12 protein-coding genes are annotated in these 13,221 nt (G+C 42.2%); 2 read left to right on the top strand and 10 right to left on the bottom strand.

What is annotated here, in order from left to right; genetic code table 11:
• Positions 1 to 184: 184 nt before the first annotated feature.
• Both OH460_RS04065 and OH460_RS04070 read left to right on the top strand, forming a co-directional pair.
• Positions 185 to 1,744 carry an EAL domain-containing protein gene (locus tag OH460_RS04065; protein WP_269995311.1) on the top strand — a complete coding sequence of 520 codons (1,560 nt, stop codon included), beginning with the start codon at positions 185 to 187 and terminating at the stop codon, positions 1,742 to 1,744.
• A gap of 241 nt (positions 1,745 to 1,985) precedes the next feature.
• Entirely contained in the window at positions 1,986 to 2,384 is a 399-nt protein-coding gene (locus OH460_RS04070; protein ID WP_269995313.1) for a hypothetical protein, read from the top strand.
• Between the two features lie 166 nt (positions 2,385 to 2,550).
• Here OH460_RS04070 and OH460_RS04075 read toward each other — a convergent pair whose 3' ends face one another.
• The 10 genes from OH460_RS04075 to OH460_RS04135 all read right to left on the bottom strand — a co-directional run bounded on the left by OH460_RS04075 (position 2,551) and on the right by OH460_RS04135 (position 13,198).
• Positions 2,551 to 5,439: an Ig-like domain-containing protein gene (locus tag OH460_RS04075; RefSeq protein WP_269995315.1), complete on the bottom strand. Its 2,889-nt coding sequence runs from the start codon at positions 5,437 to 5,439 to the stop codon at positions 2,551 to 2,553.
• 917 nt (positions 5,440 to 6,356) lie between these two features.
• Positions 6,357 to 6,758 carry a carboxymuconolactone decarboxylase family protein gene (locus tag OH460_RS04080; protein ID WP_269995317.1) on the bottom strand — a complete coding sequence of 134 codons (402 nt, stop codon included), beginning with the start codon at positions 6,756 to 6,758 and terminating at the stop codon, positions 6,357 to 6,359.
• Between the two features lie 58 nt (positions 6,759 to 6,816).
• Positions 6,817 to 7,173, bottom strand: coding sequence for a MerR family transcriptional regulator (locus tag OH460_RS04085; RefSeq protein WP_269995319.1), 357 nt, complete (start codon positions 7,171 to 7,173; stop codon positions 6,817 to 6,819).
• 169 nt (positions 7,174 to 7,342) lie between these two features.
• Positions 7,343 to 7,663 (bottom strand): hypothetical protein, encoded by a 321-nt coding sequence (locus OH460_RS04090; protein ID WP_102432414.1) that lies wholly within the window; start codon positions 7,661 to 7,663, stop codon positions 7,343 to 7,345.
• A gap of 222 nt (positions 7,664 to 7,885) precedes the next feature.
• Entirely contained in the window at positions 7,886 to 8,398 is a 513-nt protein-coding gene (locus tag OH460_RS04100; RefSeq protein ID WP_269995323.1) for a hypothetical protein, read from the bottom strand.
• Positions 8,399 to 8,541: 143 nt separating this feature from the next.
• Positions 8,542 to 9,684, bottom strand: a complete 1,143-nt coding sequence (locus OH460_RS04105; RefSeq protein WP_269995325.1) for a PIN domain-containing protein — start codon at positions 9,682 to 9,684, stop codon at positions 8,542 to 8,544.
• A 132-nt stretch (positions 9,685 to 9,816) separates the two neighbouring features.
• The gene (locus OH460_RS04110) at positions 9,817 to 10,719 is read right to left on the bottom strand and encodes a hypothetical protein (RefSeq protein ID WP_269995327.1); all 903 of its coding nucleotides are present in this window, start codon (positions 10,717 to 10,719) and stop codon (positions 9,817 to 9,819) included.
• Positions 10,720 to 10,862: 143 nt separating this feature from the next.
• Positions 10,863 to 12,212 carry an ATP-dependent nuclease gene (locus tag OH460_RS04120; RefSeq protein ID WP_333482703.1) on the bottom strand — a complete coding sequence of 450 codons (1,350 nt, stop codon included), beginning with the start codon at positions 12,210 to 12,212 and terminating at the stop codon, positions 10,863 to 10,865.
• Positions 12,112 to 12,618, bottom strand: a complete 507-nt coding sequence (locus OH460_RS04125; protein ID WP_269995331.1) for an AAA family ATPase — start codon at positions 12,616 to 12,618, stop codon at positions 12,112 to 12,114. The genes OH460_RS04120 and OH460_RS04125 overlap by 101 nt, the downstream gene beginning before the upstream one ends.
• Positions 12,619 to 12,772: 154 nt before the next feature.
• The gene (locus OH460_RS04135) at positions 12,773 to 13,198 is read right to left on the bottom strand and encodes a hypothetical protein (RefSeq protein WP_269995333.1); all 426 of its coding nucleotides are present in this window, start codon (positions 13,196 to 13,198) and stop codon (positions 12,773 to 12,775) included.
• Between the last annotated feature and the right edge of the window lie 23 nt (positions 13,199 to 13,221).

Here is a 13,221-nt window from a genome sequence, read left to right on the forward strand (position 1 = left end):
AACACGTAAAATCCACAAAGAAAACCGGATTAACATCAATATGTTACTGGTGAAACTAAAAAAACATTATCTTTATCAATAATCCATGCGTGCATTCACAATATTTATTATTTTCCTTGCTACCTAATCGTTAAATTTATAAATTAAATCGAGTGCTCATCCAATCGGTAACGCTTCTCCAATTATGGATATCAAGTACCAACATTTTGCCAAGACCACATTCTACTTTGCCATCTCTTTCGTTTTGTCGATGGCATTACTCATTCCTTTTACACCGTCTCATTATCATGCGTTAACCGAAGAATCTTCACAATTAGTTGAAACCAGACTTCAAGAGATCCAAGCCAGGTTTGGCAGCTTTCTCGCAGGCATCACACCCGCTCTATCTTGTGATGCCATCGTGACAGAGCTTCGCCAGAATGTATTCAATGCCGATTGGGTGAAAGAAGCCGCTGTATTCAATAAACATAACCGCTTTTACTGCTCTACCACCGATGGCGATGTGTCATTTCGCCTTTATAGCAGCATCCGAGAAAGGCTCAACGACGATCCAAACTTAACCACCTTATCGTACTCCAACGCTGCGATTACCAAGGTGCAGTCCATCATGCTGATTTTCTCGGACAAACAGCAGGCGGGAGTAAGCCTGATGATACCGCCACACTTTATCTACGATCTTGTAGAGTCCAACCTGAGCAGCCATGGAATCAACTCAAAAGTAGAAGTGATAAAAAGAGATATTCACCCGACCGATCCCGGTGTGTACCTTTCGAAGGTTCGCATACAATCAGAGGCCTACCCTCTGGCTATCACCTCCTACATCGGGCACCAGTACTACATCAACTTCTTAATGAGCTTCTCTTGGTTTGGGTTTCTTATGGCGGGAATCACCACCATTGCCCTGTTGTCCGCTAAACATAAGAAACAGAGCCAACGCAGTTTAGAATATTCCCTCTCTAGCGCTCTGAAAAACAAACACCTGCAAGTTCACATGCAGCCAATTGTTGACCAGAAAACCACCCAAATCGTGGGCTGTGAGTCACTGTTAAGGTGGAACCACCCGATTGAAGGCAACGTCTCACCCGCTATTTTCATACCGCTCGCAGAGAAGCTAGGTTTGATAGAAGAGCTGACGTACTTTGTGCTACGCGAAGTATTGAAAACCATCAAACACAATCAAGACCTTTTCGAAGACAAATACATCAGCGTCAACATCAGCCGAAACGTCGTGTCTAACAGTAACTTCGCCCACAAAGTATCAGGGATTTTCAAAAGAAACCCTGAGATTCTAAAGCAGGTGGTGTTTGAAGTAACCGAAGATGGTGAGTGCTCAGACGCGGATATGGCAAAGATAAAAGAGAACCTAACCAAGCTAGCGAACATGGGCGTGAAAGTCGCGATTGATGACTTTGGTACGGGCTACTCAGGGTTAGATTTCGTAAGGCAATTTCCGTTCAGCATCCTAAAGATTGATCGCGTCTTCGTGCAGAACATTTCAGACGAATCCAGCTTTGGTGTTCCTTTGCTAGAGTCCATGCTGCAACTGTCCCGTACTTTAGGCATGCAGGTTATCGTGGAAGGCGTAGAGTATGAATCGCAAGTGAAAGTCTTGTCTAAGTTAGGTGTAGACTATATCCAAGGCTTCTATTTCTATAAGCCGATGCCAATCAACCTAACCATCAGCCTGCTCAGGCAGCAACAGCACATAGCCACCACTCATGAGTATCACATCTCGCCAACCTAACCGATGAATGTAAACCGATGCAGGGAAGCGCTGAAGAGACAGCCAGCGCTTTCCTGATTTACCCAGAATAGAAAACTCCTTTCTATTTCTTATCTCCCATACGCAGCGCGAACAACAAACCTAGCCAGACATTCCTTGTTACATAAAGCACTGAAAAACCGCGAAAGAAAACACAACAGCCATAGGTCTCCTTTGATGAACATTTAACGTCATCGCACCGTGAGTGCATAAAAGGAATATCATGGAAAAGACACTTCAAACCAAACTGGCCACCAGCCTACTGCTACTAAGAATCGGCATTTTTATCGTCTTCTTGTTCTGGGGCTTAGATAAGATTCTTGTACCAGAGCACGCTGTTAAGGTGCTGTCCGGCTTTTACGGGTTGGACATATCAACCAATGCGATGATGGCCTTAGGTGTCGTGCAGCTCGGGTTTTTAGGCGCGTTCGTCGTAGGTATGTGGAAGAAGTACACCTACGGCGCAATTCTAGTTCTTCATGCAGGTTCTACTTTCTCCTCTTTTGCTAAGTACATGGACCCGTTCAATAACCTGCTGTTCTTTGCCTCTTGGCCAATGCTTGCAGCTTGTGTCGCACTCTTCTTACTGCGCGACTACGACACTTACAGCGTTGCCAACTAACACAAAGTGAGCATTTAAACTTTCCAAGATGTGATAGGTCTGAAGTGAAAGTAAATGTGAGATTGGTATGGGAATAAGGCGAGAAAAGCATTCCCATGATGGAGATTAAAAGAATAACGGAAGGCATAAGCGCCTTCCGTCGTTCAAGTAGGTGATAAGGTAAGTACTACTTACTTACGCTAATCATCTCGTTAAAGTAGTCCACTTGCTCTGCCATGCTCAAACTTTGGCTGTTTGAACCTAATGTCCACATAAAGAAGCCACCGTAACCGTTATCTTTCTGCCATTTAGCACGGTCTAGGTTGTTCTGACGTGTTTCAACAAAGTTACCACCGGGTGCCCACTGACTGTTGATCGTATTACCTAGAACAATCTTTGACTTGTCTCCAATGTACTCAGCGTAGTTTGCCATCGCGACTTCGTATAAGAAGTTTCGACCCGCGTCGTATGTCATCACGTTGAAGAAATCGAAGTCATTCTTGGTCGCTTTCAACAGATCAATCACTTCACCGTGGTGAGATGAACGGCCAGACTCTTCAATGTAAGAGCAGTTTTCAAACACGCTTGCATCCATACATTCAACAGGATCCGCGCCTACGTGGTAAGTCGTCAGAGAAAGAACCTTTGTATTGCCCACCTTCTCACGGATAAGCTTGATCAAAGCCGTTAAGTCTTGGTTCTCTTTGTCTGTGATTCGTGCCGCTTTCTCAAAGTCAAAGTCCAGACCATCAATGTGCACGTAACCCGCTAATTGGTACTTGCTGTAATCACAGCTACCGTCAGAGTTTGTTGCAAGACACTCGCCTTCCACCTGTTCAGGTTTTAGGTTCTTTTTGTACACAGGGAATGGCGTATGCACCAAATCAACTAACCCATTCGCAACCGATTCACGGCTTTCAGGCGTACTGATCGCCGACCAAATGCTCTCGTAAGTTTGACCACCAAACGCAACCATCATAGTCGCATTTTCGTTGTCATGCTTGAGCGTTGACCATGCTAGGTACTGTGTTGGCATCCAGTCCGGATTGTAATTCGGTGGTGTTAGCATGCCATCAGAGATCGTGATGTTACCGCTCGCGTCCCACTTACCAAATGACAATAAGTAACCATCACCTTCTGAGTTGAACAGCTCTTGGTAGTCATTCAACCCCCAAGACGTTAGGTAACTGATAGAGCGATCAGGGTTATCGACTAAGCCGCCACCACCTGTGCTTTCTTTGACTGTAATGTTAGACGTTGCAGAGGTTTGCTCTTGGTTGGCCGTATTCACCGCTTTTGCCGTGACAGCATATGTACCCTGCTGAGCACCTAGCCACTCATATTCATAAGGTGCTTCCGTGTCTTTAAACAGCTCGTTACCGTTCGCAATGAAGCTTACCGAGGAAATATCGCCTTCGTAACTCTTCGCGTCTGCTTTGATCGAAATCGCACGACCTTCGAAGTAGCTTGAACCATCCACAGGAGATGCTAAAGAAACAACCAAGTCTTTATCGGTAATCGCTAAAGAAATTGGCGCCGCCTCCGCACTCGCACCTTGGTCATCGTAGGCAACAACCGTCAATGTGTATTGGCCTTCAACTTGGGCAGGCACCGTGATGGTGTAAGTATCTCCTTGTGAAGGCGTGTTTGATGTCGCAACCACTTGACCATTCAATTGAACATCAACGCGAGCAACTTCAGTATCATCCGATGCATCGACTACAACTTCAAATGCTTGGTTAGGTGCGATTTTCTGTCCATCTTGCGGTGATTGAACGTCCACCACTGGCACAGGGTTCGGATCACACTCACCCGCTTCATCCCATGCATCTTTCCACGCATCAGGATAACTTGGATGACCGGTTCCTGGTGTCCATACAGGGTTACCACACCAACCCGCTACCGTACATGAGTAGATATTGCCAATGTTAGTGACTTCATCACCGACGTTATAGGCCACACCATCTTGGTACTGAGGTATGTCACCACAGCTGGTGCTTGTATCTGTCACCGTGATGGTTAAGTTCTTACTAGAGACATGTTGCTCGTCATCTTTTGCTTCCGCACGAAGCGTAATAGAGCCTGCCGTTTGCGTTGTCCAGTCACAAGAGAAATCTTGGGTCGTTTTCGCATCAAGAGAACACACTTCTGAATCGTTAGCGAAGAACTTAACCGTCGCTAAGTCATCATCTGCATCTGTTACATGCGCTGAAATTGTGATGCTGTCACCTTTTTGGTGAGAAGAGCCTGCGTCTGGCGAGATAAACTCAATCACAGGTGGATTTGGCGCCGTCGATTCTGACTCTACCGTCACTTGAACTGCTTTTTCTGTGAGTTTATCGCCACTGTCATTGAAAGCCATCACAGTGATCGATGCTGCACCAACCTCGCTTGGAAGCCAAGCTTGTTGGTATTCTGTTGTACCTTCTACAACGTTTTGCTCACCCAATTTGGTACTGTTTGCCCAGAACTCGAGTTTGCTTGCACCCTCACCTTCGACACCCGTAATGATGTCAACATTCGTACCTGTGTAAACCACTGAGTTTTGAGCAGGCGCTAAAATATCCAGTGAAAATTCTGGTGGAGGAACAACTTCGCCATCCACTTTAACCACAACAGAATTCTCAAACGCATTCAGATCTGTCAGTTCGCCACCGAAAGAGATAGTCAATGCCGCAGATTCACCTGAGGCCAGCTCACTATCAACCCAAGAGCCTTCCGGGAACGTCAACGTCACGGCGTTCAATACCCCATCCGCTTGCGTCGTATGAGAGATTTCCCATGATGGGTAAGAAAGATGGTTCGACGCCCAGTTGATCTCGTTAATCGCTACTGGCAATAAAAATTCGATCACGGCTTCACGCATGTCTGCGCTATCTGAGCCCGTGTTTGTGATATCTAGCTTATAGGTGCTCCAGTATTCACTTTCTGACTGAGCTACCGCATCAGTACTGAACTCACTAGCCATGGCTTGTGAAATTGGATTCAACAATAAGCCAGAGCAAAGCATTGTTAGCCCTAACGCGCGATATCCAAAAGAGTGAATCTGTTTAGCACTGCTCTTTCTTAGATACATACTTGATTCCTTAGCTTTATATTAATTATTTTATTTCTGTAATAAACCTGCAATTGGAAATTCATCCCCCCCTTGCAAGTACACTTAATTTACACAAGAAATTAACCAACAAGGAATTAAACTTTTACTTATTGAATAAATGTCAAAATTTATTTAATTATGAGATAAAGCCCAAAATTTCGGAAAATACAATTATGTAAGGCCCCTTTAAACCGCCCACTTAGAATGAACTAAATTAGGTTGGACTAATTTAGAAAAGGTAAAAATAATTAAATTAACCTGGATAAGAAAGGGTCTTGGCGGCATAACTAACAGACAAAGAAAATCACATACAAATCAATATATAACAATCACTTAAATGAAAACCACTCATCTAAAAGCACCTATAGAAAGAATAACTCTCATACGAACCATGAAGTCTATTTCGCTAAAAAAGGTTCATGGATCATTAACTCCCATCTAAATACCAACTTTTAATATGACGTTTAAATTAAAATAACAGTACCAACTCCAAGTTGGGTTTTATTTTTATTTTGAATTAAAGTCACAATTTATTCATGGGAAAGAGTCATGTATAAAACGGTATTATTTAGAGTATTAATTCTATTTCCAACTGAATTATTCAATTAAAAATTTAATTATCTCTCTATGACTTCAATGTCTTCCATTAAAAACCGAGCGTCACGCCTGTGTTTTTTATGCTTGTTCTGTATTTATTTTACCCAACGGTTAAAAAGGCAAGCCGAAAACCGCCTCTCACAGCGTACTGCACTCTTCTTACTACGCGGCCACGACACATACAGCGTTACCAACTAACACAAAGGGCGCCGTTAATGGCGCCCTTTAAAATGACCTTCATGAAAACACCACTTGGCACTGATGTTAGGTGCAGATTGTTAAGCTCCAAGTGTCAAGTATCAAGCATCAGGTCCACTGTCGTGTTTAGCCGTTCGTTCAGCGAGCACTTCTTTGAATGCGAACATCCCATTCAGCGCAGCAGGAAAACCAGCGTACACAGACATCTGAATGATCACCTCTTTGATCTCTTCTTCACTGCAACCCACATTAAGCGCCGCATTCAAATGCACTTTAAGTTGCGGGGCGCAGGTGCCTAGTGCGGTTAACGCTGCCACCGTCGCAATCTCGCGAGATTTCAAATCCAAGCCTTTGCGAGCATAGATATCACCAAAAGGATACTCGATGGTGTATTTGGCTAAATCGGGGCAAATGTCTTGCAGGCTTTCGATAACATTTTGCCCAGCTTCACCATCAATCTGGTTAAGTAGCTCTAGCCCTTTTTCAAAACGTGACGTGTTCATTGTGTTGCTCCTATGTATTGAATAGGAGCGCAGCATACAAGTTAGAGTTCACTCTAAGTCAACGCACTTTTCCATCTTTATACAGGTCAATTTTGTCTTCCAGAGCGGAAAGGTGGGATTGCTGCTGCGCAATATGCGCTTTTAAACTCTGTTGGTGCTGTTCTAGCAAAGTTTGACGTTCAAGTACCGTGCTGCTGCCCTGCTCCCTTAATCGAGCGTATTCCAATATCTCTTCGAGTGGCATGGCCGTTTCTTTTAGTCGAATGACAAACTCAAGCCACTTTACGTCTTTCGCTGTATACACTCGGTGCCCACTGCTATTACGCTGAACATTTTTAAGCAAACCGATTTTTTCATAGTACCTAAGCGTATGAGCCGACAAACCCACCAAGCTAGAAAACGCCTTCATGTTCATGGTTTTATTTCCTTAATAGCCAAATAAGCGAATACGTTGTTTTGGTAATGAATACTAACCTCCAAGCCAGAAATCATCATCCAAGAACGCGCTACTCTAGAAATACAAAAAACCAACGATAGATTGCTGCCGTTGGGTTCTACTCTTAAGTGCGGGTTATAACGCTTTGTTACTTAACTGTGATACCAAAATCACTCCATTGAGCTTTACGCTTGGTGGTAAAAATACAAGAAACACCACCCACGGTATGAGTAATTGGAGCTTCAAAATCACAAAACAGTGAGATATACAAAATTGGTAGCTGTTCGTTACCGAATGAATTTGGTGTCCACATAGCTACATCACCATCTTTACATTTGGCATTCGCTTCATCACCGTTAGCAAAATGACAGATCTTGTCTTGCTTTAAATCACTTAGCCCAAATGCAGCCGATGAGTTGAATGATGTTGCTGACAAAGCAAAAGTAAGTGCTAATAGAACTTTTTTCATAATAAGGTTACCCGTAGTTTGATATATACGAGTTACTTTAACATGATGGTAAACATACACTTAGCTAGATTATGCAACCTATGACACAAACCACAAATTGCGTTACTCACGCCTTGTTGACGAGTAGGTAACGCAATATCGAAGCCAGAGCAAACTACCTTGAACAACAAAGCAACGTGTGGTGAAACTGCCAAGCATTGTGAATCAATCTAAAACAGTTTGTTATATTTGTGGCTGATATATCACTTCTCTAGCGGCAGAGATCACTCTGTCATGAAGATTAAGAACGGTATCAGTTTGCGCCCAACCATTGTAACTTAAAGCTAGAGTTGTAGCCGCTTTATCCAGCTCTTTATGCTTTGGGTTATTTTGATTTAGCAAAAGGTTAAGGCTATGAGCGCATCGTACAATATTTCGTTTACAGTCCTCTGGTTGAGCAATTTCAGGGTCTGTATATATAAGAAGATCTGTAACTAGCTCTTGAACTGACTTGGTCCATGCAATATTAAACTCGGCTTCTCGCTCCGCCGAAACTTGTGCAATTGCTTTCCGCATTTCAGACTTTACTAACAACCGTGTTGATATTAATTGCCCAAGTAAAGTTATAAAAGCAACACCGAGCATACCGTAAACTGTATATTGGGCGGCAACTAGAGCTGCATCCGGTTGCTCCTTAGCTAAACGTATTACCTCAACCAAAGTATTAAATGCTTCAATTACATCTTTTTTTTCCAACTAGCTCTCCTAGAAAATATAACGCTCAGTTAAGGGTGAGCAAAGCAATACCGGTGCTTCTGCAACCACCTCAAACACTACACCCAACGCATAGGAAAAATGCCATGCGCTGCGAATCACTCTTACCAGTTTGTTAGGCGAATCTAGTAAATATCCTGCACCTCTAGCTTTTCTAAACTGACATCACAACTAATGTGGCTTTGCTCTGCACCTAGATATGACAAATGAACTTGAAGTTGACTAGTCTCAATGTCAGTTTCAATGCCAGTTAATTCCACAACCCCTTTGAAGGTAACCTCAACACTACCTGTCACCTTAACATCGCTTAAACCTTCCACCTCCGATTTAGAAAGTGCCTTTCGATATTCATAAGACAGAGATTCATACGCGTCATTTTCGCAATAGAAGGACAGCTCTGCATCACAGTCAGCAGAGAGAGCATACGCAAACTTTCCGTTACCTAAATACCTTGGGGAGTCGATTGACACATCATTTAGATTGACAACACGCACTTCATGCTCGGTTAAGCTGATGTTGCTTAGGTCATAAGGGAGTTCAACAAAGTCTTCACCATAGAAGCCCTCAACTTCGACCATGTAATTATTTGTAAGATATTCAGAAATCTCATAGCTTGAATCATATGTCGAAAGAGTTTCTATTATAGATGTGACCTTCCTTTCACTCGCATTTAATTCAGCAAGGGTTTCTTTCAACTGAGGAATATCGATGACTTCTGTGAGATCCTTGAAAAGTACTACGTTGTCGATATCTTTAATTGCTTCTATTAACGCTCCATCTTTCGCAACAACAAGCAACTCGCCTTCTTCTGCCAATTTTGCTATAGCATCTAGGATTACTGCATCCGGAATGTCCTCTCTTTGCTTTTTGTTACGGAACGCACCCGTACCGGAAAAGTAAGATTTGAAAATATCTTCAATTGAAGTTTCCGCAATTAAAGGGACGACAACCTTATTCTCTGCTACCCAACTATCTACAGAACGATTTACTTCTTTTATAGACGATGATAAAAAATTGGTGAATTGCCGAACGACAAACTTGTCTTTATCTATAATTGATTTTCTATTCAAGCTCTCCAAAGCCGAGCTAATCTTCTTTAGTTCGCTTTCAGCCTGATCTAGCTTTTTGCTTTTATATTCTTTTAAAACCATTTCAGGAATAAACAAGCAAACTTCATTACTTTTGATCAACCTCTGCAAAACTTGAAATCGTGATGACTGCAAGCCTTCCTGATGTAATATATTAGTATCTAATAAAATTCTTATCATTTTGTTAATGAATACTCCAAAATAATGATCCGGCTAACACCGTATTAAGGTGTGGACGACGCTTGGCTATACTTGAGCAAGCGAAACTGACAATCCTTGCGAATCACTCTTAAATGCTTGTTATATTTATATTTATATTTCTAACCACTGATATGGTGCTGCTAAGCCCATAACTAATTCATGTCCTATATTAGAAGGTACTATACGTTTAGATACATCATGCTCTAACTTAAACGAGCCAAAGCACAATACTTTCTTACCGGGCGTAATGAAGCTATGGCTTAAACCAAATTTTAAGCGCGCGATCGGGTAAATATTATTCCCTTGACCTTGAAACTTTGGGGAAAGCTCTGCCGATGAGAAGCGCCTAGTTGGGCTACTGAAGTTAACTTTATTGACCTGACCTATAACTGCAGCTTTAACTGTACCACTAGCAAGTACCTTTTGGTGTAATTCATCATAATGCTTAACATCAAAGAAGAATTCATCCCATCTTAACTTTTCTTTATCCACCATAACGAAGATCAACTGACGCATCGTTGGATTCTTACGCCCATATTCGTAAAGCTCAAATAAGCCATTAAGGTTATTTACATAAGGTAACTTTCTACCACGAGTTTTATAGGTTCGTTTTACAGTGTCATGGTTATGATTTTTTAAAAAATCATTTTCCTTACCTTTCATTCTTACTTGGTCATTATCATCCATCAAATGGATACGAAAAACCCGGCTACCATTAGCGAGAGCAGTATGAACTTCATTGGTTGAACCTGCTGCATCAATAACTTGTTTGCCTTTCGTAGCAAATGAACAAGTCACTGAATGATCCTCATACTTCGCCAATCTGAAATAAGCTGGAACTTGTGTTGTCTTTGACCTACCTACCCTTTGACTAGCTGAAACATACGAAAGCTCTGCTTCACAGCCTTTACCACCACAAAATATTGGATCAGGTCTTCCAAAAGGTAAGTAGTTTAGAATTGTTACTTGGTTTCGATTGGAATCATAGCCAAATGGAATCTTTACCCCACTCACGGTAATCTCCTATAAACATAACGCTCTATTAACGGGTGAGCAGCGCAATACCGGTGCTGCCGTATACCACCTTAAACACTAAAGACAACGCATGGTATAAATGCCACGCGTTGCGAATCAACCTTAAACAGCTTGTTGAATGTCTAGTTTCGTACCCACTCGACCAAATCTAATATTGACTGGTGATCTGGGCATGACGCAGCTAAACCATTTTGATTTACATTATTCTTAAACTGAGCCCACGCGCTTTCATCTTTCGATTGAATACCTATATGAGCTTCGATTGCACCTAAAGTCCAAAGCCAAATCCCTTGAGCTTTTAGGGTATTATGTAGAGATAATATTTCAGGCTTAGCAACAGCATCATTTGCCAAAATCTCAAACGCCTGTGCTGCAGTGCAATGATTATTTTTCTTAGGAAGACCAACGCCATTTAAAGTAATGTTGTTTGCAGGAGCGATTTGAGCTAGACGCGATTTAATTGCAACTACTTCAGGTGATATAGCATCAACAAAACCATCTCGGATAGCACCTGTTAGCCCGTAGTCTAAGTCGCAGATTGCTTTCGCGGGTAAATCCATTGCAGCCAAAATTTCTAATGACTTCTTAGTATCATTTACGCCGCTTTGAGCGACCAACGCATGTTTCTCTTGTCCCATCGTTTTCGAACAGGCTTGTTTGAACAAGAATGGGAGTAGCCTAAGTTCTGTCTTACCCTCGGTAAGAACAACATTTTCAGCAAAGAGAACTTGAGTTGAGTGAGAAAGACTAAACAACTGTTCCATTTGGTGAACTGAGTTTGGCACAACTTGTTGAATTGCATCAGATAGGCGCAACCTAGTATATGTACCTTGCTGATCATTCTTACGCATAAGTAATGTCGTTTCAGCGAGTTCAGGCGTTACCATCTGTGCTGAGTGAGTCGTAATAACTACCTGATAGCCTGAGTTTGATAACGTAGATAGCGCCTCTCTAACTTGTTCTATAGCAAAAGGATGCAAATATAGCTCTGGTTCATCGATTAATAGCAAAGTGGTTAAATCAGGAACAGTGCGTTTTACTTCTGCGAGGTATTGAACTAATGCCATTTGGATAGAACGCTGTGCACCGTGTCCATAAGACGCAAAGTCTCGACCGTCACCTTGTCCCTCAAATACTTTTAGTGTCCCAGCTTTGATTAAGTCATCAATCGTAGGAGTTTCGAAGTGTAACTTTACACTCATTCCGGGGAACAACTCAGTAACCTTAGCGTTTACGCTAGTGTCGATATTGGACAACTCCCCAAACCTCAAATCACCATCGCTTGAGATTCTTCTGCTAACCTCAGTTAAATGAGTATTAAGGTCTTGCTCATGGGCTTGTCTAACAGGTTCAAGAAACTGTGCTAATAGCTTACCAGATCGTCGTAGTATTTTTAGATTTCGATGCGTCTTCGGCTGCGTTTTCCATTGCTCCGATGCGGATAGGTTCAGGAAGCAATGCATTAATAGCATTGTCTATTCCTGTTGGGTTAATAACCCATTGACCAGTCGCAGGATCTTTTACTGATAGCTTGATTTCAGCAGCTTTAGCTGCTGGTACTAACTGCACTCGTTTGATACTCAGAGCACCATTATCAACGTACTTTTCGATCGATTTCTTTTGCTTTTCAGGCATGCTATCTAACAAAACCTGAGATACACCTTGAATATCCGCCTCAACTTCAACTGGATTGGCAGTATCGTTGAAATCTTTTTCAGATAAGCTCGACTTTCGAAGTAACCATTGTAGTGCTGACAAACAATTTGATTTACCAGCATTATTATAGCCAACCAAAGGGGTGAACCCTGAAAGTTGCAAACTGGTATTGATGCATGACTTGTAATTTTTGATCATTACATCAGTTATTTTTAGGGCCATTGCTCCTCCTGATTGTTATACATAAACCAAAGACATTTAATGCCTTGTTTAGGGAGGAGCAACGCAATACCCAAGCGACCGCATACCACCTTAAACACTAGAATCAACGCGTAGTGAAAATGCCACGCGTTGCGAATCCCTCTTGAACAGTTTGTTATGTTTTGGAGCCAAATACGTCGTATGCCGTTATTGCTGCAGCACCGACAGCTACTACTACCGCAAATATTGAAGCTATTAGCGTGTGTTTATAGCGCTGGTGTTCAGCTTTTAGATTGGCTACAGCTGGCGCCAAAACAGGAAACTGTATACAGTGAAGCTGTTTATCTACTTCAAACTCAAACAACTTAACCTCAACACCTTTGGATTGCTGATATCTATAGACATTAGCTAAGTGGTAGTACAATCGACCAAACACCAATTCTGGATCTGCACCCAACTTCCCAGCAATGAGCTTGCAGTCGATAGGCACATACACTTTTCCAGCCCTAATTGTCTCATCTGAATCATACAGTGCGAACTCTGCCAGATAGTGGTTATAAATGCATTCAAGCAACTCTAAATCCGGCGAATTTTTAAACACTTACAACTTTCCTTAAAAAAACA

The sequence above is a fragment of the Vibrio sp. Makdt genome (assembly GCF_027587015.1).
In the GTDB taxonomy this organism is placed as follows: domain Bacteria; phylum Pseudomonadota; class Gammaproteobacteria; order Enterobacterales; family Vibrionaceae; genus Vibrio; species Vibrio chagasii_B.

Excerpts from the sequence above, each read along its gene's own strand:
- OH460_RS04065 (WP_269995311.1), top strand. The coding sequence starts at position 185 with ATGGATATCAAGTACCAACATTTTGCCAAGACCACATTCTACTTTGCC.
- OH460_RS04070 (WP_269995313.1), top strand. The coding sequence starts at position 1,986 with ATGGAAAAGACACTTCAAACCAAACTGGCCACCAGCCTACTGCTACTA.
- OH460_RS04075 (WP_269995315.1), bottom strand. The coding sequence starts at position 5,439 with ATGTATCTAAGAAAGAGCAGTGCTAAACAGATTCACTCTTTTGGATAT.
- OH460_RS04080 (WP_269995317.1), bottom strand. The coding sequence starts at position 6,758 with ATGAACACGTCACGTTTTGAAAAAGGGCTAGAGCTACTTAACCAGATT.
- OH460_RS04085 (WP_269995319.1), bottom strand. The coding sequence starts at position 7,173 with ATGAACATGAAGGCGTTTTCTAGCTTGGTGGGTTTGTCGGCTCATACG.
- OH460_RS04090 (WP_102432414.1), bottom strand. The coding sequence starts at position 7,663 with ATGAAAAAAGTTCTATTAGCACTTACTTTTGCTTTGTCAGCAACATCA.
- OH460_RS04105 (WP_269995325.1), bottom strand. The coding sequence starts at position 9,684 with ATGATAAGAATTTTATTAGATACTAATATATTACATCAGGAAGGCTTG.
- OH460_RS04120 (WP_333482703.1), bottom strand. The coding sequence starts at position 12,212 with ATGCTATTAATGCATTGCTTCCTGAACCTATCCGCATCGGAGCAATGG.
- OH460_RS04125 (WP_269995331.1), bottom strand. The coding sequence starts at position 12,618 with ATGGCCCTAAAAATAACTGATGTAATGATCAAAAATTACAAGTCATGC.